Raw genomic sequence first — 23,702 nt, 5'->3', positions numbered from 1 at the left:
CCCTCTTTTGGTGATGTGGCGATTTAGCTCCGGGCCTCGCTCCCCGTGAATTTGGCTACCATTTCCGCAGGAAACGGTGCCGATTTCAGTTTGTCGGGGTTAACGGGGTCGCGCCCGACCAGGACACGGGTCTCGAAACCCTCGATAGCCAGCGCCTCGCCCTTGAAGACGCTGTGCTTCACCTCGAAACTCGAGCGCTTGATGCTCTCGATCTTGGTTTCGATGGTGATCCAGTCGCCATAAGTCGAGGGGATGTAGAACTTGGCGCGTGTATCGACCATGGGAATGCCCACCAGGCCGTATTTCTTGACCAGGTCCTGCTTGGAGAAGCCGGCGACTTCGAACAGGGTCGACGTCGAATCGTCGAACATCGCGAAATAACGCGGGTAATAGACGATGTTGGCGGGGTCGCAGTCACCCCACTGGATCTGGACGTCGCGCCGGTTCACGAACATATGCCGCGCCCTATTTCGGCGCCATGCGCAGCGAGCCGTCGAGGCGCACCACTTCGCCGTTGAGGTAGGAATTCTCGACCATGTGCAGGGCGAGCGCCGCGAACTCGTCGGCGTGGCCGAGCCGGCGCGGGAACGGGATCGCGGCGGCGAGCGAGTCCTGGGCTTCCTGCGGCAGGTTGGCGAGCAGCGGCGTGAGGAACAGGCCGGGCGCGATCGTCAGCACGCGGACGCCGAACTGCGCCAGCTCGCGCGCGATCGGCAGCGTCATGCCGACGATGCCGCCCTTGGAGGCCGAATAGGCCGATTGCCCGATCTGGCCGTCATAAGCGGCAACGGATGCCGTGTTGATGATGACGCCGCGCTCGCCGGTTGCCTGCGGCTCGAGCTTGGACATCTCGTTCGCGGCAAGGCGGAGCATGTTGAAGGTGCCGATCAAATTGACCTTGATCACCTTGTCGAAATCGGCGAGCGCCATCGGGCCGTCGCGGCCGACGACGCGCTTGGCAACGCCGATGCCGGCGCAATTGACCAGCACGCGCGCGGGTCCATGGGACTTGGTCGCTTGGGCGATCGCAGCCTCAGCGGAAGCCGCATCGGAGACGTCGCAAGCCACAGCCACGCCCTTGATCTCGGCGGCGACAGTTTCGGCGAGCTTGGCATTGAGGTCGCACACCGCGACCCTGGCGCCCTGCGCCGCCAGCTTACGCGCGGTCGCCGCGCCCAGTCCCGACGCGCCGCCCGTGACGATGACAGCCTGATCCTTCAACAACATGGCGTTCTCCCTAGGTGCGACGTCCTCTTACCCGACCGATATCACACGGTCCGATGGATTGGCAGCGTAGAGCTCCTCGATCAGCAGGCTGCGATGCTCGAGCACCGCGCGCTGGTTGATCGAGCCCTTGTCGGTGACTTCGCCCTTGTCGATCGAGAGTGGCGTGTCCATGAGGATCGCGCGCGTGATCCGCGTCGAGGATCCCGTGGCCGCGCTGAGAAAGCGGGTCAGCCGTTCGCGAAATGCCTCGCGCACCAGCCGGTCGCGGGTCGCGACGACGAGATCGTCGGTCGGCAGCGTCGGGTTGATCAGCCGGCAGCCGTCGAGATCGAGCACGACGAGCGCGGAGATCTCGTCTCGGTTGATGCCGGCGATGACGACGTCGCGCACCAGCGGCGCGCAAGCCGCGACGAAGCGCGCGCGCAATGGGCCGACGCTGACCCAGGTGCCGCTGCCGAGCTTGAAATCCTCACCGATGCGGCCGTCGAAATCGAAGCCGGCATTGAGATCATCGGGATCGACGGGCTTGAGGGCATCGCCGAGCTTGTAGAAGCCTTCTTCGTCGAACGAATTTGCGGTGATGTCGGGCTGGCGCCAGTAGCCGGGCATCACGTTCGGCCCCTTGCAACGAACTTCCATCTTGCCGTTGTTCGGCACCAGCTTGGCGTCATTGCCGGATACGGGAAGCCCGACATGGCCGGAGCGGCTGGTGCGCGGGTTGACCGACATGAAGAACGGCGCGGTCTCGGTTGCACCGAGGCCGGTCAGCATCGGTACGCGGTAGCCTTTTTCCTTCACCGCCAGCTCGTCGAGGCTGTTCCAGACGAACGGCGACAGCGCCGCGCCCGAGAAGAACATCGCGTGCAGCCGGTCGAAGAATTTTGCGCGGAGGCGCTGGTCGTCGCGCAGATAAGGCAGCAGCGACTCGTAGCCCTTGGGGACGTTGAAATAGACCGTCGGCGAAATCTCCTGGAGATTGCGCACGGTTTCCTCGATGCCTCCAGGCACCGGCTTGCCGGCATCGAGATACATCGAGCCGCCATTGTAGAGCGTCAGCCCGATATTGTGGTTGCCGCCAAAAGTGTGATTCCAGGGCAGCCAGTCGATGATAACGGGCGGCTCGTCCCTGAGGAAGGCGAGTGTCTCGCGCAGCATCACCTGGTTGGCGCAGATCATGCGCTGGGTGTTGATGACCGCCTTGGGGTTGCCGGTCGAGCCCGAGGTCAGCAGGAATTTCGCGATGGTGTCGGGGCCGATCTTGCCGTGGACCTCGTCCAGATCGCCGCGGATCGGGGTTGCCATGAGGTCGGCGAGCAAGGTGACGTCGCGGCCCGGCACGTGGCCGTAGGACGCGGCGATCTCGGTGCCGAGCGAGACGTTGGCCGCGAGCGCGTCGGCGAACTTGTCGGCGTCCTCGGCGAAGACAAGGCCGGGCGTCAGCAGCTTCATCAGGTAGGAGAGCTTGCCGTAATCCTTCGATACCAGCGAATAGGCCGGCGACACCGGGCAGAACGGAATGCCGGCATAGAACGCGCCGAACGCGAGCAATGCGTGGTCGATCGAATTGCCGGAGAGGATGACGACCGGCCGCTCCGCCGACAGCCCGCGCGCAATGAGCCCTGAGGCGATGTGCCGGCTCGCGGCGAGCAGCTCGGCGTAGCTGATCTTGCGCCAGCCGCGGCCACCTTCGCGCTCGGCCATGAAGACGCGATCGGGCGTCGCGCTCGCCCAGTGATGCAGGCGGTCGGTGATGCGGGCCGGATAATCGCCGAGCGGCTGTTTGGGCCGCAGATAAATCGTGCCGTCGTCGCGCCGCTCGATATTGACGACGGGATCGCCGAACGAAATGGGCCGCAGCGGGGAAGTGCTCGCGCCGCGCTCCATGCTGGAAGAGGACGGCTGCGCGCTCATGATTTCGGCTTCACCTTTGCGGTCTTGTGTTCGAGGAACTCGCGGATCCTGCGTTTTGCCTCTTTGTCGCTCTGCGCCACCGTCGCCATCAGCGATTCCATCAACAGGCCGGTCTGCGGATTGGCCTCCGCGATCATCGGCAGCGCCTGGAGCACGGCGAAGTTGGTCAGCGGCGCGTTGGAGGCGACCTTGGTCGCAAGCTCCATCGCCTTGCCGAGCCCGTTGCCGGCTTCCGTGACATATTGCGCAAAGCCGTAGGAGGTGCCTTCGGTCGCGGAATAGACGCGGCCGGTCAGCATCATGTCCATCATCCTGGCGACGCCGATCAGGCGCGGCAGGCGCACCGAACCGCCGCCACCGACGAAGATGCCGCGCTGCCCCTCCGGCAGCGCGAAATAGGTCGAGGGTTCGGCGACACGGATATGCGCCGCGCAGGCGAGCTCCAGCCCGCCTCCGATCACGGCGCCCCTGAGCGCGGCGATCACAGGCACGCGGCTGTACTGGATGCGGTCGAACACCCGGTGCCACATCTGGGAATGGAGAAGGCCGCCACTGGCATCATGGTCGGTCAGTTCGGAGAGGTCGAGACCGCTGGAAAAATGGTCGCCGATGCCGTGGATGACGACGGCGCCGATATCCTCGGGCAGGGCCGCAAAACACTCGCCGATCTCCAGGATGATGCCGTCGTTGAGCGCATTGCGCTTGGCCGGCCGATTGAGGCCGACGGTCAAAACCCGGTCCGCCCGCTCGATCTTCAAAAGCCCGGCGGCGCCCGCGTCAGCGGTCTCGGCGTTTCCCTGTGTCATTTGCGTCCTTGTCAGAATAGTTATGTTGTATAACGAATTCAGGAGGAGTCAACAAGGGGCTAGGTGCCTCTTGGGTCAGTCAGGCGGGCAAAAGGCGCCCTCCAAATGCGGTGTCGTCCCGGCGGAGGCCGGGAGCCATAACCACAGGGAGAAGTTTGGCCAAGTCGTTCGGTACTCCGACTATTCGCGATCGACAGATCACGCGGTATGGGTCCCAGCCTTCGCCGGGACGACGGCGAAGGGCACTGAAGCCTTCACATCACCTGATGCACGTCGATCACGACTCGATCCGCATGACGCGCTGCTGACCCGACAAAAATGTGCTCCATCAGCCAGCGGTACTTCTCGTGCCCGGTCTCGAACCTCGGCACGGTGCGGAAATAGATCAGTTTGGGATCCACCGGTTCGCCGCGCTTGAGCTTTTGCAACAGCTCGACCGGGCCGAAGCGCATGCCCTTGTTCTCGACATAGACGGTGGCACCGTCGTCGGTTTCGAACGCGTACTTCGCTTCGAGATCAATCAGCTCATTCGGGCGGATGGTCTGGAAGTCCGCGCCGAACGGCAGCACCTTGCCGGTGATCGCACCCGTCACCTCGCCGCCGACGATCGGGATGATGCGGCGAATGCCGATACCGGTCTCGCCGGCGGTGACGACGTCGCCGATGCGTGCGGTGACGGTAAAGACGTATTTGGTCTCGAGGGTAGGGGCCGTCATCGGTCACCTTTCTGTATTGAACTAGCGCCGCTGTCCTTCCTTCTCCCTTGTGGGAGAAGGTGGCGCGAAGCGCCGGATGAGGGGTATGCCTCTCCAAACTCAGATCAGCGCTTGAGGAAATATACCCCTCACCCGTCTCGCCGCTTTGCGGCGAGCCACCCTCTCCCACAAGGGGAGAGGGAAAAGACAGCTCGCCGCTTTACCACCTCCTCAATGCGCCATCATCCGCGTCGGCAGCCATGTCGCCAGCAGCGGGAAGGCGATCAGGATCACCAGGCGCACCAGGTCTGTCGCCACGAACGGAATCACGCCCTTGAAGATGGTGGAGAAGGAAACGTCCTTCACCACGCTCTTGATGACAAAGACGTTCATGCCCACCGGCGGATGGATCAGGCCGAGCTCGACCGTCATGACGATGATGACGCCGAACCAGATCGGGTCGAAACCGAGATGCATGATCACGGGGAAGATGATCGGCACGGTGAGGATGATCATCGCCATGGCGTCCATCAGGCAGCCGAGCACGAGATACATCACCATGATCAACGCCAGCACGCCGTAGGGGCCGAGACCGAGGCCGGTGAGGAATTCCGTCACCTTTTGCGGGGTCTGCGTCACCGTGAGGAAATAGCCGAAGATCAAGGCGCCGATCAGCACGGTGAACACGGCGGCGGCCGTGCGCGTCGCCTGGAGCAGCGACGCCAGAATCTTCTCGCGGTCGAGCCGGCCGGTCGCCACGCCGATGATGAAGGCGCCGGCGGCGCCGACGCCGCCCGCTTCGGTCGGCGTGAAGCGCGGCAAATAGGGCAGGCCGTAAAGGCCGCCGATGACGAACACGAACAGCAGCACCGGCGCCCAGATGTCCTTCAGGCCGGCGAAGCGCTCGCGCCACGGCAGCTCCTTGCCCTTGGGCAGGAAGTCGGGCCGGAAATAACCGATCAGGAAGATCGTGATCATGTACATGGTCATCGCGAGGATGCCCGGGATGATGCCGGCGATGAACAGCTTGCCGATGTCCTGCTCGGTGATGATGCCGTAGACGGCGAGCACGGTGGAGGGCGGCAGCATCGCACCCAGCGTGCCGCCGGCCGCGATCACGCCGGTGGCAAACGACTGCGGATAGCCGAAGCGGCGCATCTCGGGGTAAGCGACCGCGGAGAAGGTCGCGGCGGTCGCGACCGAGGAGCCGCAGATCGCGGCAAAGCCGCCGCAGGCGCCGACGGTGGCGATGCCGAGTCCGCCGCGCAAATGGCCGACAAAGCCGTTGGCGGCGCGGAACAGCTCGCGACTCATGCCGGAATTGCTGACGAACGAGCCCATCAGCAGAAACATCGGAATGACGCCGAAGGTGTAGTCGGTCACCGTGCGCATCGAGGTCTGGCCGACCAGCTTCAGCGCCGGCGTGGCGCCGACGAGATAGGAAAAGCCGGAGACGCCGACGAGGCCCATGGCCATGCCGACCGGCACGCGCAGCAGCATCAGGGCGAACAGGGAAACGAAGCCGATTACGGCGACGGCATCGGTGCTCATGATTACTCCGTCGCCTTCAGCTTGGGGTCGTGCATCTCTTCGGGATGGAAGATCAACCGGTAGGTGCGGATCGCGATCAGCAGCACGGCCGAGACGTCGCCGATCCAGGCGATCGCGAAGAACGGCCAGGTCGGCATGTGCATGTCGAAGGTCTGGACGTTGTCGTTGTAGGTGCCGCGCACCTTGTCGAACAGCGTCCAGGTCTGCACCGTCACGACGAACAGCAGCACCAGGGTCGCGAACACGTCGATCCAGCGCTGGTAGCGCGGCCCGACATTGCCCCAGACGAGGTCGACGGTGATGTGGGTGCCGCGATAGGAGGTCGCGGCGATGCCCCAGAAGATCAGGATGCCGAGCAGCATGCGGCCGATGTCGAAACTATCGGGGATCGAATAGTTCAGCGTGTTGCGAAGCAACACCGACAGGAAGATGTCGAGCGCGACGATGCCGACGAAAGCCGCTGCAATCCATTCGATCGAATCGATAATACGATCCATCCAGCTGCGCTTCATGGGAGCTTCCTAAGAGATGCCATCCTCGGGCGGGAGAGGGAGAGGACGCGCGATGCGCTCCTCGCGTCTCGACCCGCGTGCAGAACAACGGCGGCGAGATGCATCCCGCCGCCGCATGTGTTTCGACGAAGAACTACTCCGCCAGCGCGTTGTACTTCTTCAGCGAGGCCTTCAGCTCGCTAAGCGCCGCGTCCGGATCCACGCCGGTCTTCTTCGCGCCGTCACTCCAGGTCTTCACCAGCGGCTCGGCGGCCTTCTTCCAGGCCGCGGTCTGCTCGGGCGTCAGCTTGTAGACCTCGTGACCGGACTCCGCCTTGACCTTGTCGATGCCGGCATCCTCGAACTTGCCCCAGTGCTCGCCGACCACGCCTGCCATTTCGACCGTGCAATTCTTGTCGATCGCGGCCTTCTGCTTGTCGGACATCGCATTGTACTTGTCCTTGTTCATGACGAACACGAAGGTCGTGGTGTAGAGCGGCGCCTCCATGTCGTATTTGGTCACCTTGTCGATGCCGAACAGCACCAGCGAGCCCCAGGGGAAGGTGACGCCATCGGCGACGCCGCGCTCGATGATGTCGCGCACTTCGGGCGCGGAGGATTGCACATTGGTGCCGCCGAGCGAGGTGACGAAGTTCGCCATGGTGGCGTGGGCGGGGCGGATCTTCAGGCCCTTCACGTCCTCCGGCATCACGATCTTCTTGGTGCGGGAATGGAAGGAGGAGGGCGAGTGGACGAAGGCGAGGCAGTATTTGACGTCCTTCATCTCCTTCTCGGCGTATTTGCGGTACCAGGCGTCGAGCCCCATCGAGCCGCCCTTGGCATCCGAGATCAGGAATGGCAATTCGCCAGCGCCGATGATCGGGAAACGGCCGGGCTGGTAGCCGGGATTGACATAGGTGACGTCGGCGATGCCGTCGCGCGCCATGTCGTAATGGTCGAACGCCTTGCCCATCTGCTGGGCCGGAAACACCTTGCCCTTGATGGTGCCGCCGGAATCCTTCTCGACCGCAGCAGCCCAGTCCTCCAGCGATTTCTGTAGTGGATGCGAGGCCGGCACCCAGTGCGAGATCTTCAAATCGAAGGTCTTGTCCTGCGCGAACGCAGGGCTCACGCTTGCTGCCAGCAGCAACGCCAGACAGGCTTTCCTCATCACGCGTCTCTCCCTCTTTTGACGGCGGGCTTCGATGGCCCGGTCTCGTTAATTAACATGTTATCTAGTTGGCCGGCGCGTTCAAGCCGGAACTGGCGCGACGTGCCGCCGCGCACTCCCTTTTGCCCAACCGTTATATGATATAATTATCGTGCGCGGACGGCAGCGACAAGCGAGCCACGCCGAAAGCCTACAGGATCGGGAGGAGCAAGTATTGCGGACAAAAGTCGCAATCATCGGGGCGGGGCCGGCAGGATTGTTGCTTGGGCAACTGCTGCATCATTATGGCATCGACAATGTCATTCTGGAGCGGCAGAGCCCGGACTATGTGCTCGGCCGCATCCGTGCCGGACTGCTGGAGGAGGGAACAGTTGCGCTGCTCGACCAGATCGGCGCCGGCGCACGGGCGCATGCCGAAGGGCTGGTGCATGAAGGGATCGAACTCACCTTCTCGGGGCGCCGCCACCGCATCGACATGAAGGCTGCGACCGGCAAGACGGTCATGATCTACGGCCAGACCGAGGTCACGCTCGATCTGATGAATGCGCGCACGGCCGCCGGCCTCACCTCGGTCTACGAGGCCAAGGACGTGCAGCCGCAGGATTTCGACGGCGGTCACCCGCGCGTAACCTACGTGAAAGATGGCGTCACCCACACCATCGATTGCGATTTCATCGCCGGTTGCGACGGGTTTCACGGCGTCAGCCGCGCCAGCGTTCCGGCTTCGGCCATCGAGGAGTTCGAGCGCATCTATCCGTTCGGCTGGCTGGGCATCCTCTCCGAGACGCCGCCGGTCAGCCACGAGCTGATCTATTCCAACCACGCCCGTGGCTTTGCGCTCTGCACCATGCGTTCGACCAGGCGCAGCCGTTACTATGTGCAGTGCGCGCTCGACGACCACGTCGACCAATGGCCGGACGACCGTTTCTGGGACGAGCTCAAGCGCCGGCTCGACCAGGACGCCGCCGACAGCTTGGTCACGGGCCCCTCGATTGAGAAGAGCATTGCGCCGCTGCGCAGCTTCGTCGCCGAGCCGATGCGCTTCGGCAGGATGTTCCTGTGCGGTGACGCCGCCCATATCGTGCCGCCGACCGGCGCCAAGGGGCTGAACCTGGCCGCGAGCGACGCGCATTATCTGTCGAGTGCGTTTCGCGAGTTCTACGACGAAAAATCCAGCGCCGGCATTGATGCCTATTCGGCGAAGGCGCTGGCGCGGGTCTGGAAGGCCGTGCGCTTCTCCTGGTGGATGACCTCGATGCTGCACAAATTCCCCGACACCGGCACCATCGGCGCGCGCATCCAGCTCGCCGAGCTCGACTATGTCACGCAGTCGCAGGCCGCGATGACCTCGCTGTCGGAGAATTACGTGGGGCTGCCGTTTTAGGGCGCGCCGTCATGCCTCGCGAAAGCGGGGCATCCAGTACGCCGCGGCCTCTCCGTATCACGTCACCGTCTCTGGAATACTGGATCACCCGCTTTCGCGGGTGATGACAGGGATAGCGGGGCGACGGCGCCACTCCTTTCAAACACCCGCGCAAATTCCGTTTAAAACTTTGTAGGTGGTGCATCTGTCCCGTCTGCCGCGTTCAATGGCGGGAGCCACCAACGCGAGACGGACATGACCAGCACCGACATTCCCGCCGGCTTCGAGCCGCACTTTCGCAAAGCCCCGCTCACCGATCCTTGGGAGCCGCTTTACTCCAGGAAGACCGACAACGGCGTCACCGTGGGATTGCGGCTGGCGAAACCGCACACCAACGCGCGCGGGCTGATCCATGGCGGCCTGATCGCGGCGCTGGCCGATGCCGCCATGGGCTACAGCTGCGCGCAGGCGACGGGCTGGACGACCTCGTTGGTCACGATCTCGCTGTCGGTCGACTATGTCGGCGCCGGCGAGATCGGCCAATGGCTCGCGGTCGAGGGTGAGGCGATCAAGACCGGCAGCACGATCTGTTTCGCGCAGTGCCTCGCGAAGGCCGACGGCGCCGTGATCGCCCGCGCCAGCGGCACCTTTCGCGTAGTGCCGAAGAAGGGGTGAGGGCGTCACCCGAATTTCCACTCCGCGGTCTCCACCACGAGATCGACGAAGGCACGCACCTTGGCGGAGAGCAGGCGCGAGGTCGGGTAGACGATGTGGATCGGCAACGCCGGCTGCTCGTATTTCGCCAACACGATTCTGAGCCGCCCGCGCCGCAGGCCCTCGGCAGCCTGATAGGCCAGCACCCGGGTCACGCCGCCGCCCGCCTCGGCATATTGCAGGGCGGCGTCGGCGCTGTTGCTGGCGAAGCGTGGATTCGGCGCCACCTCGATGTCGCGGCCGTCCTGCACGAAGCGCCAGTTCGCGGATGGACCGAAGGCGATGGTCTGGTGCCCGAGCAATGCCTCCGGCGTCTTCGGCTCGCCATGGCGCTTGAGATAGCCAGGTGTCGCCACCACGATCCGCCGCATCTCGCCGACCTGGCGCGCGACGAGGGAGGAGTCGGCGAGATGGCCGATCCGCACCGCGACGTCGACGGCATCTTCCACGAGATTGACCAGGTTGTCCGACAGCCGCAATTCGCAGGCGACCTCGGGATAGCGCTTGAGGTAGGCGATCATGACAGGCCCGACATGGAGCCGGCCAAAGCCGACCGGCGCCGACACCACCAGCCGCCCGCTCGGTCGGTTGCGCTCCTCCCGTGCCGAGCCGTCGGCCTCCTCGACATCGGCGAGGATGCGACGCGCGCGCTCGAGATAGCGCGTGCCGACGTCGGTCAGGGTCACTTGACGGGTGGTCCGCTGCAACAGCCGCGCGCCAAGATGCTCCTCCAGCGCCGCGATCAGCCGCGTCACCGCGGAGGGGGACAGCCGCAGTTTTCGTGCCGCCGGCGCGAAGCCGCGCAGGTCGGCGACGGTGACGAAAACATGCATGGCTTCGAGGCGATCCATGGCATTATTGCATATAACGCAACGATGAAGTGTCAAGCGGGATGATTGTTTTAGCCGGCGGGAGGTCCATTTTGGATGGCGAAGACGCAGGGATGCGCCGGGATTTCAGGAGATGTTCCGATGACGGCAACTCACACCTACGCCAGCGACGTGGCGTTCACGCCGGCGGTGAAGTCGATCCAGACCCGAAAGGGATCACGCGAAGGCTATGCCCATGCCGAGCAGCGCGGCTGGCGCACCGAGGTCGATGAGAACCTCGCGGCGTTCCTGGCCGACGCCAACAGCTTTTATCTCGCCACGGCATCGGCCGACGGCCAGCCCTACATCCAGCATCGTGGCGGCCCGAAGGGCTTCTTGAAGGTGCTGGACAAGCAGACGCTGGCTTTCACGGACTACGCCGGCAATCGGCAATACATCACGCAGGGAAACCTGTCTGAAAATCCCAAGGCCTACATCTTCGTGATGGACTACGCCCATCGCCGCCGGGTGAAGATCTGGGGCGAAGCGCGGGTGGTCGAGGACGACGAGGCGCTGACGACATCGCTGATGCCGAAAGGCTATCGCGCCCGGCCCGAGCAGGTGATCCTGTTCAAGATCGAAGCGTGGGACACGAACTGCCCGCAGCACATCCCGCAGAAGTTCGACGCTGGAGATGTGGCGGCGGCGCTGGCGGCAAGGGATGCGAAGATCGCGGAGCTGGAAGCAGAGCTCGCGGCGCTGAAGGGTGACAAGGGGGCAAGCTAGGCCACGATCTTCGTCTCTCCCTGAATCCTCCGATGTCATGCCCCGCGAAGGCGGGGCATCCAGTACGCCGCGGCGCCTCGGTTCAAGCACAGGTCTCTGGAATACTGGATCGTCCGCCCCTGTGCGCAATTGCGCACTAGGCGGACGATGACAGATGAGTTTGAGGAAGCGCGTCTCGAAGTTACAACACACTCGCCCCTTCGTGCTGGAAGCCGAGATAGCTCGCCGCCACGCGCTCATTCGCCGCGATGTCGCTGGCCTTGCCGCTGAGCACGAACTCGCCGAGCTCCATGACATAGGCCTGATCCGCGATCTTCAATGCCGCCTGCGCGTTCTGCTCGACCAGCAGCACGGAGACGCCGGCGGCGCGCAGTTCGGTGACGATGCGGAAAATGTCGGCGACGATGATCGGGGCGAGGCCGAGGCTCGGCTCGTCCAGCATCAGGAGCTTGGGCTCGCCCATCAGTGCGCGGCCCATTGCGAGCATCTGCTGCTCGCCGCCGGAGAGCGTGCCGGCGAGCTGCTTGCGCCGCTCCTTGAGCCGCGGAAACAGCGTGTAGACCCGCTCCATCGAGGCTTTCGCCTTGCTTCTCTCGATGCGGAAGGCCCCTAACTCGAGATTGTCCTCGACATTCATGGTCACGAACAATTCGCGGTGCTCGGGAACGAGGCCAAGCCCCATGGCGACGCGGTCCTCGATGTCGAGCCGCGACAGGTCCTGACCTGCGAATGAAACGCGCCCTTTCAGCGGCAAAATGCCGATGATGGCGGAGAGCAGCGTGGTCTTGCCGGCACCGTTGGCGCCGACGATGGTGACGATCTGGTTCTGGCCGACTTCGAGCGAGACCGAGCGCACGGCCTCGACCTTGCCATAGGCGACATGGGCGTTGGCGACGGACAACAGCGCGCTCATGCCGCCACTCCGAGATAGGCCTTGATCACTTCGGGATTGGTCTTGATCGTGGCCGGCGTTCCTTCCGCGATCTTGGTGCCGAAATCGAGCACCACGATGCGGTCGGCGAGGTTCATGACGAAGCCCATGTCGTGCTCGACCAGCAGGACGCTCATGCCGCCGTCGCGCAGCTCGCGCAGCAGCGTCGCGAGCCGCTCCTTCTCCATGTGGCGCAGGCCGGCGGCCGGCTCGTCGAGCAGCAGCAGCATCGGATCGACGCACAACGCACGGGCGATCTCGACGATCCGTTGCTGTCCCAGTGAGAGCGAGCCTGCGAGCTGATGCATCTGCTCGCCAAGTCCGACCCGCTCGATCTGGCGGGTGGCTTCGGCGAGCAGCTTTGCCTCATCAGTGCGGTCGAGCCGCAGCATCGAGGAGATCGGCCCCGAATGGCCGCGCAGATGGGCACCGATCGCGACGTTTTCCAGCACGGTCATATCAGGCACCAGCTTGACGTGCTGGAAGGTGCGGGAGATGCCGAGCTTGACGATCTCCTGCGGCGGCGCCCTGTCGACCTTGTTGCCGAGCACGGAGATCGAGCCCGAGCTGGCCGACAGCACGCCGGTGATCAGGTTGAAGGTGGTGCTCTTGCCGGCGCCGTTGGGGCCGATCAGCGCGACGATCTCGCGAGCCTGGACGTCGAAGGAGACGTTGTTCACCGCGACCACGCCGCCAAATTGTTTCCGCGCCTTCTCGACCTGGAGCAGGACGCTGGATTGGCCGGGCGAGCGGGTGCGCTGCTCCAGTTTCAGCGAAGTGTCTGGCTTCTTACCACTGGTACGCTGGGGCAGGAACGACATCAGCCAGGGCCAGACGCCGCCGGGTGCGAGCTGGAGCAACGCCACCAGCATGATGCCGAACACGATGGTCTCGACCTGGCCCGAGCCGGGCAGGATCAACGGCAGGTAGCTCTGCAGCACTTCCTTCAGGACCACGACCAGCGCCGCGCCCAGGACGCCGCCCCAGACATAGCCGGCGCCGCCGACCACGGCGATGAAGAGATACTCGATGCCCGCCTGCGCGCCGAACGGCGTCGGGTTCACCGCGCGCTGAAGATGGGCGTAGAGCCAGCCGGAGAGGCCGGCGAGCACGGCGGCATGGATGAACACCAGCATTTTCGCCCGCGGGGTGTGCACGCCGAACGCCTCGGCCGCGACATGGCCGCGCCGGAGCGCGCGGATGGCGCGGCCGGTGCGGGAGTCCAGCAGGTTCATCGTGAGCAACGCCGAGAGGATCACGGCAACCCAGATCGCGTAGTAGATCGAGCCGGGCGAGAGCATTTTGAACGAGCCGATCGACAGCGGCGGGATCGCCGAGATGCCGTCGTTTCTTCCCAAAAATTCCAGCTTGCTGAAGAGATAGAACAAGCCGAGTCCCCAGGCGAGCGTGCCGAGCGGCAGATAATGGCCGGAGAGACGGACGGTGACGAGGCCGAGCAGCACCGCCAGCAATCCGCTGACCAGCAGCGACAGTGGTAGCGTCAGCCAGGGCGACATGCCGTAGGTTGTCGACAGCACCGCGGTGGTGTAGGCGCCGAAGCCGACGAAGGCCGCTTGTCCAAACGAGGTCAGGCCGCCGACGCCGGTCAGCAGCACGAGGCCCATCGCGACCAGGGCCGCGAGGCCGATATTGTCGAGCAGCACGATCCAGAATGGGGGCATGCCCGGAACAAACGGGATCGCCGCCATGATCAGCGCGAAGATGAGGATGGGGAGCCGGCTCTGCATCTTGGCGTCAGTCCTTCTCTTCCTCGACCGCAGGCGCCGCGAGCGAGCGCAGCAGCAGCACGGGAATCAAGAGCATGAAAACGATCACCTCCTTGTAGTTGGAGGCATAGAAGGACGAGAACGCCTCGACGATGCCGACGACTAGCGCCGCGACGGCGGTGAGGGGGTAGCTGACAAGCCCGCCGATGATCGCGGCGACAAAGCCCTTCAGGCCGATCAGGAAGCCCGAGTCGTAATACAGCGTCGTGATAGGCACGATCATGATGCCCGACAGTGCGCCGATGACGGACGCCAGCAGGAAGGCGATCTGACCGGATAGCGTGGTGCGGATGCCGACGAGCCGGGCACCGAGCCGGTTCACAGCGGTCGCGCGCAGCGCCTTGCCGTAAAGTGTCAACCCAAAGAACAGCCACAGCCCGACGATGAAGGCGATGGTAATGCCATAGACCGTGATGCTCTGGCCGGTGAAGCGCAGCGCACCGCTGGTGAAGGAGCCGGACAGCACGGCAGGTCCGCGCTGGCCTTCGGCGCCGAAGAACAAAAGGCCCAAACCCTGAAGCGCGAGGTGAACGCCCACCGAGGCGATCAACAGCACCAGCACGGAGGTGTGCGCCAGCGGCTGGAATGCGATGCGGTAGAGAAACAGGCCGATCATCGCCACGATCACCAGCGACAGTGCGATGCAGACCGCAACCGGCGGCTTCTGAGCGGCGTAGTAGACGGTCAGCGCCAGCACGATGGCCGGCAGCACGATATTGGTGATGACGCTGCGCAGGATCAGGCGTCCGTGCAGCGCCTTGCGCGCGGCGAACAGGTCGAACGCGAAGGCGCCAATGCCCAGGGCGAGCGCGAGTTTCGCCGTACCCGGCATCTGGCCCGCGGCCAGCGAGGCATAGGTCAGCGCGCCATAGGTGACGAATTCGCCTTGGGGAATGAGGATGACGCGGGTGACGGCGAACACCAGCACCAGCGCCAGGCCGAGCAGCGCATAGATCGCGCCATTGGTGATGCCGTCCTGCAGCAGGAACAGCATGATGGTGGTATTCAAGACCGGACGCTCCCCCTCAAAGATTCAGGACCGGTCCCCTGATTGTGGTGGACGGTCCGCTCACAGCCATTGAACAGCGCTGACGATATTTGATATGGTCCATAACAATTATCAAATATAACATCAAGGGTGGCGAACGATCCTCCCGAACTTAACGGGATTGCGAGCATGAGGCGATGACCGTTTCCAAAACCGCTGAAAAGTCCTCTGAAAAACCCGCCGAGACCGCCAAGGGCCGCAAGGACGCGGCCGACGGGCCTGGTGAAGCCCTCCAGCTCGGCGAGCTCTCGGAGCAGCTCGGCTATGTCCTGAAGCGGGCACAGCTCAAGGTGTTCGAGAACTTCCTGCGCTGCATGGCCTCGCTCCAGCTCACGCCGGCGCAGTTCTCCGTGCTGCTGCTGGTCGAGAAAAACCCCGGCCGTAACCAGACCGAGATCGCCTCCACCCTCGGCATCCTGCGCCCGAATTTCGTGGCGATGCTCGACAATCTCGAGAGCCGCGACCTTTGCGCGCGGATCCGCTCCACCAACGACCGCCGCTCGCACATCTTGGTGCTGACCGACAAGGGCAAGGCCGTGCTGGCCCGCGCCAAGAAGCTCGTCGCCACCAAGCACGAGGCCCGGCTGAACGAGCTGCTCGGGCCGTCCAACCGCGAAGCCCTGCTCGGGATGCTCTCGAAGATCGCCAACGAGTTTTGACGGTTGATTGCCCGGCGACCGGGCATCAAACCCGGAAGCGCGGGCGGGCTGGCGGCGGTTATGCCGCAGAGCGAACCGGTCGGGCATGGCAGGTGTTTTCGCGGACAGGAAATGGCGCTCGATTTCCTCGGCGGGCAACGGAGGGCTGAACAAATAGCCCTGCATTTCCGTGCAGCCCTCCGCTGCGATCCGGTCCCGTTGCTCCTCGCTCTCCACCCCCTCCGCCGTCGTCGTCATGCCCATCCCGCGCGCCAGTGCCGCCACCGCCCGCACGATGCTGAGGGATGCCGCATTGTTTTCCACGCCGCTGACGAAAGACCGGTCGATCTTGATCTTGTCGAAGGGGAAGCATTGCAGATAGGTCAGTGACGAATAGCCGGTGCCGAAATCGTCCATGGCGACCTTGATGCCCAGCGCCCGGAGCTGGTGCAGCGTCGTCAGCGTTCCGTTCCTGTCCTGCAGAAACACGCTTTCCGTGATCTCGATCTCCAGCCGCCGCGGATCGAGGCCGGAGGCCGCCAGCGCGCCGACGATCACCTCCGTCAGGCCCGGCTGGCGGAATTGCACCGCCGAGATGTTGACGGCGACGTGCAGATGGTCCGGCCATCGGCTTGCAGTGCCACAGGCCTGCCGGATCACCCATTCGCCGATCGGCACGATCAGGCCGATCTCTTCCGCAAGCGGGATAAAGCTGTTGGGCGCGACCAGTCCGCGCCGGGGATGTCGCCAGCGGATCAAGGCTTCGAAGCCGCTGATCTCGCCGCCGTCGGTCTTCACGACCGGCTGGTAGTGCAGTTCGAACTGGCCGGCGGCAAGGCCGTTGCGCAGGTCCTGCTCCAGCCCGCGACGGCTTTGCGCTTCTTCGCCCATGGCCGGTTCGAAGAAGCAGTGCATGCCGCGGCCGTCGCTTTTCGCGCGATACAGGGCCAGATCGGCATTGTGCAGGAGTTGCTCGGGCGTCGAGCCGTCGCCAGGCGCAATCGCGATCCCGATGCTCGCGCCCGCAATGGTCTGGTGTCCGTCGAGCCCGAACGGAGCACTCAGCGTCCTGACAACGTCGCGCGCCAGCAGGTCCGCCTCGCTCGAATCGGAAATCGGCGTCTGGAGGATCACGAATTCATCGCCACCCATGCGCGCGACCGTATCGCTGTCGCGCGCGAGCTGCTTGAGGCGGCGGCTGACATCCTGCAGCAGGATGTCGCCGGCCTGGTGGCCCAGGGTGTCGTTGACGGCCTTGAACTTGTCGAGATCGACGTGGTGGATCGCGAACATCCCGCCCTGTTCGAGCGCCTGCTTGAGGCGCTGACCGAGCAGGGCGCGATTGGCGAGGTCCGTCAGCGCGTCGTAGTGCGCCATATGCGCGATCTGCAATTCCGCCTTGCGCTGCTCGGTGATGTCTTCGTGGGTCGCGACCCACCTGAGATCGGGCATCGGTCGGTGCCTGATCTGAAGGTTCGCCCGTTCTGCATCTCGACGATGCTGTCCATGGCCTCGGCTGACATGGCGACATCGGTCCGCCATTTGGCGTATTCCTCCCGCGTCATCGCCGGCACGCTGCCGACCTCGTAGCGTAGGTCGAGGATCTCCTGGAGCGGCGTGCCCGGACGAACGCGGTCGGGCGGCAGGCCGTACATCTCGATAAAGTGCGTGTTGCAGACCACCAGCCGATGGTCGGCGCTGAAGAAGCAGAGTCCGTGCGACATGTTGTTGATCGCGATGTCGAACTGAAAATTGCGCTCCTGCAACCGCCGACTGAGCTCTTCGCGCTCTGTAATGTCCTCGTGCGTCGCCATGCCGCCGCCGTCGGGCAGGGGATGAATGGTGTAGGCGATGATTCGTCCGTCGGCGAATTGCTGGACCGTCTGCTCACTGACGACCGAACCCTCGGTGCGGGCACGGACATAGGCGCCGGCTTCTCCGCCGATGCTCAGGCCCAGTTTGAGCCGATGCTCGATCAGGTCCTTGATCGGCGTGCCCGGGTGCACCTGGTCGGGCGAGAGCGCGTACATCTCGCGGTAGATCAGCCCGACAATTCGCCCAATTTCGCGACATGTTCCTGAAACTGCGGCGAACGCGAGGTTAAGGGCGGCGATGCCCGCCCCCTGGAAAAGAGGACACCGACGAGAATTCAGAGATCGTTAACCATGTCGTCCGCCGAACCGCGCGGGGCGCCGGCGGGATGGCGATGCCACCGTGTCAGTCGACCAGGATTACCCTGATGTCGTTCACATTGGTCAGCGTGGGCCCCGGCAGCAACAGGTCGCCCGTCGCCTCGAAGAACGTGGTCGCGTCGTTGTTGTCGAGATAGGCCTGCGGCTGCAGCCGCTGCGCCGCCATCTTCGCGAACGTCGCCGCGTCGATCAGCGCGCCGGCGGGATCAGTGGGATTGCCGGCACCGCCATCGGCGCCGTCGGTGTCGCCGGCGAGCGCGGAGATGTCAGGCGTGTCCTTCAAGAGGCCGGCGAGCGCCAGCGCGTATTCCTGGTTCGGGCCGCCGCGGCCATTGCCGCGCACGGTGACCGTGAGCTCGCCGCCGGAGAGGATCGCGACACGCTTGCCCTGCGCGCGGGCCTGAAGCGCCAGCCTGGCGTGATCGGCGGCAACGTCGCGGGCCTCCCCTTCGAGGTCGGCGCCGAGATCGATCGTCTCGTAACCGGCCTCATGCGCGAGTTTGACCGCAGCGTCGAGCGATTGCTTCGGACGTGCGATCAATTCGAAATGCGCGCGCGCGAAGGCGGCATCACCGGGCTTGCAGCTCTCGTTGGCGGGGTCGTCCAGCGCGCGGCGGACGGCATCGTCGATGTCGAGCTTGTACCTGGCGACGATGGCGCGCGCATCATTGAGCGTGGTCGGATCGGGCACGGTCGGACCGGAGGCGATTGCGGAGGGATCGTCATGCGGCACGTCGGAAATCGCAAGCGTCACGATCTCGGCGGCATTTTTGCCGGCGCGCGCCAGCCGCCCGCCCTTGATCCGCGACAGATGCTTGCGCACGACATTCATCTCGCCGATCGGCGCGCCGGAGCGGAGCAGCGCCTTGTTGACCGCCTGCTTCTGCCCGAAGCTGATGCCGTTGACGGGCGCGATCCAGTTCGCCGAGCCGCCGCCGGTGAGCAGCACCAAGAGCAGATCGTCCGGCCCGGCCTCGGCCGCGAGCGCCAGCGTGTCGGCCGCGCCCTTCAGGCCGGCTTCGTCGGGCACGGGATGACCGGCCTCGACCACGCGGATGCGGCGCGTCGGCACGCCGTAGCCGTGACGCGTGGTGGCGATGCCGACGAGGCGTTCCGGTGCGAGCCCGAGCGTGTCGAGATAATGCCGCTCGGCGGCGGCGGCCATCGCGGCCGCGCCCTTGCCGGCGGCGAGACAGATCACGCGTCCCTTTGGCGCGGGCCGCAGGTGCGGCGCCAGAATTGTGCTCGGATGAGCGGCGGCAACGGCGGCGTCGTAGAGCGCGCGGAGCAGGGGGCGTCGGTCGGTCATGACGAAGGGCCTTGAGCGGACAGGAAAGACTGGCGGCGAACGCGCCGCTCACCTGCCTACCGCATCATGCGCCAAAGCGTAAGCCGGCTTTGCCATCATTCGATTGTGCAATCGCGTGATCATAATCGCCGCGCAAGCAAAAACCCCCTGCGATGGTTCGCAGGGGGTTTCCGTCGTCGCGTCCTTGATGGGGCTAACCGCCGACGTCGGCGCTGATCACGTCTCCGAACAGCTCAAACTTCTCGCCTTTGAACTTCTCGAGTTGAAGCTGGCTGATCGGCGCGAAATCGGTCGGCGAGGTGTTGATCTTCACGCCCGGCAGCAGGGCCTCGGTGCGGAAGTCCTTCAGATTCGCCGCTTGCTTCATGACGTTCTCGCGCGTGAGATCGTCACCGCACTGCTTCAAGACCTGAACCAGGGTCTGGGCCACGGCATAGCCGACGATCGTGCCCTTATCGAGCTTGTCGCCCTCGGGGAAGTATTTGGTCATGAAGGCGAGAAAGTCCTTCATGCCGGCATCATTGGCCCACTGCGGATCCGATACGTCCTTCAGATAATCGGCCGAGATGATGTCCTGGCCGTTCTCGAAGCCGGCAGGCTTCATCACGCTGCCGACGGAGGCAGAGACGTTGTTGAGGAAGTGCAGCGGCTTCCAGCCGATCTCGGCGTTCTTCTTGATCGCCTGGGCTGCGAATTTCGGCGTCGTGATGTTCATGAAGACGTCGGCGCCGGTCGACTTCAGCTTGACGATGTGGTTGTCGATGGTCGGTTCGGAGGTCTCGTAGCTCTCCTCCACGACGATCATCGACGCGGCTTTGGCGCCGAGGCCGTCCTTCAGGCCCTTGAGATAATCCTTGCCGTAATCATCGTTCTGGAACAGCACGGCGATCTTGGCGTCGGGCTTGTTCTTCAGCAGCCACTTCGCGTAGATCTGCGTCTCGCTCTGGTAGTTGGGCTGCCACCCCATGGTCCAGGGGAAGTTCTGCGGATCGTTCCACTTGGTGGCGCCGGTGGCGACGAAGAGCTGCGGCACCTTCTTCGAGTTCATGTATTTGTGGATCGCCGAGTTCGGCGGCGTGCCGAGCGAGTTGAAGATGAACAGCACCTCGTCGCTCTCGACCAGCTTGCGCGCCTGCTCCACCGTTTTCGGCGGCGAGTAGGCGTCGTCGTAGCTGATGAAGTTGATCTTGCGACCGTTGATGCCGCCTTCGTCGTTGATCTTCTTGAAATAGGCGGCTTCGGTCCGTCCGATGATGCCGTAGGCGGAGGCCGGTCCGCTGTAAGGCATGATGTTGCCGACCTTGATCTCGGTATCGGTCGCGCCGGTGTCGTATTTCTTCTGGGCCGATGCAGTGGAGGCCGAGGCCGCAATGAGCGCGAGCGCCAGTGACGCGGCCGCAAGTTTGCCGGTGACAGCGGGCATTCCTATCTCCCTATTTTCTTGGTGTGTGTGCGTCCCTTTTCTTGTGTTGCCTGTTTTTGGTGACGCAGCCGCAATTCAATACGATTTACCTGATGCCTACAACAGAAAGCCCCTGCGGCGGGGTCGCGGGGGCTGCTTCTTTAGTAGTCAGGGGCGGCCGCGCGCTCGTGTGCGACTGCGAGAAGAGGCATCCGCTTGAGTTGATGAACCGATCAGGAGCGAGTTTGAGTTGCGCGGCTTCAGTGGTCGAGCTCGCTCGAGATCACGTCCCCGAACAGCTCCCACTTCTTGCCCTTGAAGCGCATCATCTGGAGCTGCTCGATCGGGGCGAAATCGTCGGCTGCGGTGTTGATCTTGATGCCTGGCAACAGCGTGTCGGGCTGGAAATCCTTCAAGGAGGCGGCCTGCTTCATGACGTTGTCGCGGGTGAGGTCGTCACCGCACATTTGCAGCACCTTCACCATGGTCTGCGCGGCGGCATAGCCGAACACCACGCCGGCATCGAGCTTGTTGGCCTTGGGATCGTATTTGGCGAGGAAGTTGTAGAATTTCTTCATGCCGTCATCGGCATTCCATTGCGGGTCGGAGGCGTCCTTGGTGTAGCTCGCCGACAGGATCCCTTGCGAGATCTCGAGCCCCGCCGGCTCGAGTACGCCGCCGACCGAGGCCGAGACGTTGGAGATGATGTGGACCGGATGCCAGCCGATCTCGGCCGCCTTCTTGATCGCCTGCGCTGCAAATTTCGGGGTGGTGATGCTGACGAAAATGTCGGCGCCGGAGGCCTTCAATTTCACAACGTGCTCGTCGATTGCCGGCTCCGACGTGTCGTAACCGTCTTCCAGCACGATCATCGAGGCCTTGGGTCCAAGGCCATCCTTCAGCCCTTTCAGGTAGTCCTTGCCGAAATCGTCGTTCTGATAGAGCACGCCGATCTTGCCGTCCGGCTTCTCCTTCATGATGTATTTGGCGTAGATGCGCGCCTCGCTGGCGTAGCTCGGCTGCCAGCCCATGGTCCAGGGATATTGCTTCGGATCGTTCCACTTCGAAGCGCCGCTCGCCACGAACAATTGCGGCACCTTCTTCTCGTTCATGTATTTGCGGATGGCGCCGTTGGTGGAGGTGCCGAGCGAGCCGAAGATCAGCAGCACCCCGTCGCTCTCGACCAGCTTGCGGGCCTGCTCCACCGTCTTCGGCGGCGAATAGCCGTCGTCGTAGGAGATGAACTTGATCTTGCGGCCGCCGATGCCGCCCTCGGCATTGATCTTGTTGAAATAGGCTTCCTCGGCCTTGCCGATCGCCGCATAGGCGGAGGCCGGGCCGCTATAGGGCATGATGTTGCCGATTTTGATCTCGGTATCGGAAGCGCCGCTGTCGTATTTCTTCTGCGCCAGGACCGGGCCGCTCATCGCAGTGCACAACGCGAATGCGGCCAGAACGCCCGCAACCTGAAATCGAACGGCAGTCATCTTTCTCCACCCGGAACGGATCGCCGCCGCATTGAACAAGATTGATGCGGGACGTCAACAAAAAGCCCCCGCGATTCGTTCGCGGGGGCTTCTCGATGTGTCGGACTATAGCGTCAGAGCGTCACTCCGTGGCGATGTCGCCGCTGATGATCTCGCCGAAGAGTTCCCACTTCTCGCCCTTGAAACGCTGCATCTGGAGCTGGGCGATCGGGGCGAAGTCGGTTGGGCTGGTGTTGATCTTGACGCCGGGCAGCAGGGTATCCGGTGCGAAATCCTTCAACGAGGCCGCCTGCTTCATGATGTTGGCCCGGGTCAGATCGTCGCCGCACATCTCCAGGACCTTGGCCAGCGTCGACGCCGCGCCGTAGCCGTAGACCATGCTGGTGTCGGACTTGTCGGCACCCGGCATGTACTTGTCGACGAACTCGTTCCACTTCTTCATGCCGGGGTCGTTGGCCCACTGCGGGTCCGTGGAGTCCTTGGCATAGGCCGCCGACAGCACGCCCTGCGAGGCCTCGAAGCCGGCCGGCTTCATCACGCTGCCGACCGAGATCGACACGTTGGTGAGGATCTGCAGCGGCTTCCAGCTCAGCTCGGCGGTCTTCTTGATGGTCTGGGCCGCGAACTTCGGCGTCGCGTAGATCAGCAGGACGTCGGGATTGGCCGCCTTGATCTTGACGATGTGACCGTCGATCGAGGGTTCGGACACCTCGTAGCTTTCTTCCATGATGATCATGGACGCGCCCTTGGCGCCCAGGCCGTCCTTGGTGCCCTTGAGGTAGTCTTTGCCGAAATCGTCGTTCTGATAGAGGATCGCGATCTTGGCGTCCGGCTTTTCCTTCAACAGCCATTTCGCGTAGATCTGCGCTTCGCTCTGGTAGGACGGCTGCCAGCCCATGGTCCAGGGGAAGTTCTTCGGGTCATTCCACTTGGTGGCGCCGGTGGCGACGAACAGCTGCGGGATCTTCTTGGCGTTGAGGTATTTCTGGATCGCGCTGTTCGAGGGCGTGCCGAGCGGGTTGAACACGACGATCACCTCGTCGCTCTCGACCAGCTTGCGGACCTGCTCGACGGCCTTCGGCGGCGAATAGCCGTCGTCATAGGTGACGAAGTTGATCTTGCGGCCGTTGATGCCGCCCTTGTCGTTGATCATCTTGAAGTAGGCTTCTTCGGTCTTGCCGATGATGCCATAGGCCGAGGCCGGACCGCTATACGGCATGATGTTGCCGATCTTGATCTCGGTATCGGACGCGCCGGTGTCATATTTTTTCTGGGCGAATGCGGCGCCGGAGGTGAGAGTGATGACCGCCGTTGCCGTCACCAGCGCAGCGGTTCGCAGTGTTCTTTCAAAAAACAATTCGGGTCTCCTTAGCTTAATCAACGG

At 63.8% G+C, this 23,702-nt stretch carries 20 protein-coding genes and 1 pseudogene; 4 read left to right on the top strand and 17 right to left on the bottom strand.

Annotated features, from left to right (window positions below; all coding sequences use genetic code 11):
• Positions 1–23 precede the first annotated feature (23 nt).
• The 8 genes from IVA93_RS33110 to IVA93_RS33075 all read right to left on the bottom strand — a co-directional run bounded on the left by IVA93_RS33110 (position 24) and on the right by IVA93_RS33075 (position 7,852).
• Positions 24–455 carry an acyl-CoA thioesterase gene (locus IVA93_RS33110; protein ID WP_018458463.1) on the bottom strand — a complete coding sequence of 144 codons (432 nt, stop codon included), beginning with the start codon at positions 453–455 and terminating at the stop codon, positions 24–26.
• A gap of 10 nt (positions 456–465) precedes the next feature.
• Entirely contained in the window at positions 466–1,227 is a 762-nt protein-coding gene (locus IVA93_RS33105) for an SDR family NAD(P)-dependent oxidoreductase (RefSeq protein ID WP_018458464.1), read from the bottom strand.
• Positions 1,228–1,254: 27 nt separating this feature from the next.
• Positions 1,255–3,138 carry a feruloyl-CoA synthase gene (locus tag IVA93_RS33100; protein WP_026233587.1) on the bottom strand — a complete coding sequence of 628 codons (1,884 nt, stop codon included), beginning with the start codon at positions 3,136–3,138 and terminating at the stop codon, positions 1,255–1,257.
• A complete protein-coding gene (locus tag IVA93_RS33095) occupies positions 3,135–3,944 on the bottom strand; it encodes a crotonase/enoyl-CoA hydratase family protein (RefSeq protein WP_018458466.1) in 810 nt (269 codons plus the stop codon). Before IVA93_RS33095 ends, IVA93_RS33100 begins: the two co-directional genes overlap by 4 nt.
• 254 nt (positions 3,945–4,198) lie before the next feature.
• Positions 4,199–4,660 (bottom strand): DUF3237 domain-containing protein, encoded by a 462-nt coding sequence (locus IVA93_RS33090; protein WP_018458467.1) that lies wholly within the window; start codon positions 4,658–4,660, stop codon positions 4,199–4,201.
• A 210-nt stretch (positions 4,661–4,870) separates the two neighbouring features.
• Positions 4,871–6,190 (bottom strand): TRAP transporter large permease, encoded by a 1,320-nt coding sequence (locus tag IVA93_RS33085; protein ID WP_018458468.1) that lies wholly within the window; start codon positions 6,188–6,190, stop codon positions 4,871–4,873.
• Between the two features lie 2 nt (positions 6,191–6,192).
• Complete coding sequence (locus tag IVA93_RS33080) at positions 6,193–6,702, bottom strand: TRAP transporter small permease (RefSeq protein ID WP_018458469.1); 510 nt, start codon at positions 6,700–6,702, stop codon at positions 6,193–6,195.
• A gap of 133 nt (positions 6,703–6,835) precedes the next feature.
• Entirely contained in the window at positions 6,836–7,852 is a 1,017-nt protein-coding gene (locus tag IVA93_RS33075) for a TRAP transporter substrate-binding protein (protein WP_018458470.1), read from the bottom strand.
• Between the two features lie 214 nt (positions 7,853–8,066).
• Between IVA93_RS33075 and pobA the strand changes: the two genes are divergently transcribed.
• Positions 8,067–9,236, top strand: a complete 1,170-nt coding sequence (gene pobA, locus IVA93_RS33070; RefSeq protein WP_026233588.1) for a 4-hydroxybenzoate 3-monooxygenase — start codon at positions 8,067–8,069, stop codon at positions 9,234–9,236.
• A gap of 234 nt (positions 9,237–9,470) precedes the next feature.
• Complete coding sequence (locus tag IVA93_RS33065) at positions 9,471–9,890, top strand: PaaI family thioesterase (protein ID WP_018458472.1); 420 nt, start codon at positions 9,471–9,473, stop codon at positions 9,888–9,890.
• A 5-nt stretch (positions 9,891–9,895) separates the two neighbouring features.
• Here the strand turns inward: IVA93_RS33065 and IVA93_RS33060 are convergent, their stop codons facing one another.
• Positions 9,896–10,780: a LysR family transcriptional regulator gene (locus tag IVA93_RS33060; RefSeq protein ID WP_018458473.1), complete on the bottom strand. Its 885-nt coding sequence runs from the start codon at positions 10,778–10,780 to the stop codon at positions 9,896–9,898.
• 120 nt (positions 10,781–10,900) lie between these two features.
• Here IVA93_RS33060 and IVA93_RS33055 point away from each other — a divergent pair, with 120 nt between their 5' ends.
• A complete protein-coding gene (locus IVA93_RS33055; RefSeq protein ID WP_018458474.1) occupies positions 10,901–11,524 on the top strand; it encodes a pyridoxamine 5'-phosphate oxidase family protein in 624 nt (207 codons plus the stop codon).
• A 181-nt stretch (positions 11,525–11,705) separates the two neighbouring features.
• On the opposite strand, the gene IVA93_RS33050 is transcribed toward IVA93_RS33055, so the two are convergent.
• Genes IVA93_RS33050 through IVA93_RS33040 form a run of 3 tightly spaced genes read right to left on the bottom strand, consistent with a single transcriptional unit; the run spans position 11,706 to position 15,251 of the window.
• Entirely contained in the window at positions 11,706–12,437 is a 732-nt protein-coding gene (locus tag IVA93_RS33050) for an ABC transporter ATP-binding protein (RefSeq protein ID WP_018458475.1), read from the bottom strand.
• A complete protein-coding gene (locus IVA93_RS33045; RefSeq protein WP_018458476.1) occupies positions 12,434–14,203 on the bottom strand; it encodes a branched-chain amino acid ABC transporter ATP-binding protein/permease in 1,770 nt (589 codons plus the stop codon). The genes IVA93_RS33050 and IVA93_RS33045 overlap by 4 nt, the downstream gene beginning before the upstream one ends.
• A 7-nt stretch (positions 14,204–14,210) precedes the next feature.
• Positions 14,211–15,251: a branched-chain amino acid ABC transporter permease gene (locus tag IVA93_RS33040; protein ID WP_026233590.1), complete on the bottom strand. Its 1,041-nt coding sequence runs from the start codon at positions 15,249–15,251 to the stop codon at positions 14,211–14,213.
• Positions 15,252–15,427: 176 nt separating this feature from the next.
• Here IVA93_RS33040 and IVA93_RS33035 point away from each other — a divergent pair, with 176 nt between their 5' ends.
• A complete protein-coding gene (locus IVA93_RS33035; protein WP_007605305.1) occupies positions 15,428–15,949 on the top strand; it encodes a MarR family winged helix-turn-helix transcriptional regulator in 522 nt (173 codons plus the stop codon).
• A 198-nt stretch (positions 15,950–16,147) separates the two neighbouring features.
• Here IVA93_RS33035 and IVA93_RS41380 read toward each other — a convergent pair.
• The 5 genes and pseudogenes from IVA93_RS41380 to IVA93_RS33005 form a co-directional block, all read right to left on the bottom strand.
• Positions 16,148–18,001 (bottom strand): annotated as a pseudogene (locus IVA93_RS41380) (PAS-domain containing protein); the annotation flags it as partial.
• 144 nt (positions 18,002–18,145) lie between these two features.
• A complete protein-coding gene (locus tag IVA93_RS33020) occupies positions 18,146–19,429 on the bottom strand; it encodes a glycerate kinase type-2 family protein (protein WP_018458478.1) in 1,284 nt (427 codons plus the stop codon).
• 193 nt (positions 19,430–19,622) lie between these two features.
• Positions 19,623–20,852 (bottom strand): ABC transporter substrate-binding protein, encoded by a 1,230-nt coding sequence (locus IVA93_RS33015; RefSeq protein WP_018458479.1) that lies wholly within the window; start codon positions 20,850–20,852, stop codon positions 19,623–19,625.
• Positions 20,853–21,091: 239 nt separating this feature from the next.
• On the bottom strand, positions 21,092–22,318 hold the full coding sequence (locus IVA93_RS33010; protein ID WP_018458480.1) for an ABC transporter substrate-binding protein: 1,227 nt from the start codon (positions 22,316–22,318) through the stop codon (positions 21,092–21,094).
• A 121-nt stretch (positions 22,319–22,439) separates the two neighbouring features.
• Complete coding sequence (locus IVA93_RS33005; protein ID WP_026233592.1) at positions 22,440–23,675, bottom strand: ABC transporter substrate-binding protein; 1,236 nt, start codon at positions 23,673–23,675, stop codon at positions 22,440–22,442.
• Positions 23,676–23,702 lie beyond the last annotated feature (27 nt).

The sequence above is a fragment of the Bradyrhizobium sp. 155 genome (genome assembly GCF_023101105.1).
Lineage (GTDB): Bacteria > Pseudomonadota > Alphaproteobacteria > Rhizobiales > Xanthobacteraceae > Bradyrhizobium > Bradyrhizobium canariense_D.
Note: the sequence above shows the minus strand (reverse complement) of the source record. Positions and strands in the feature narration are given on the sequence as shown.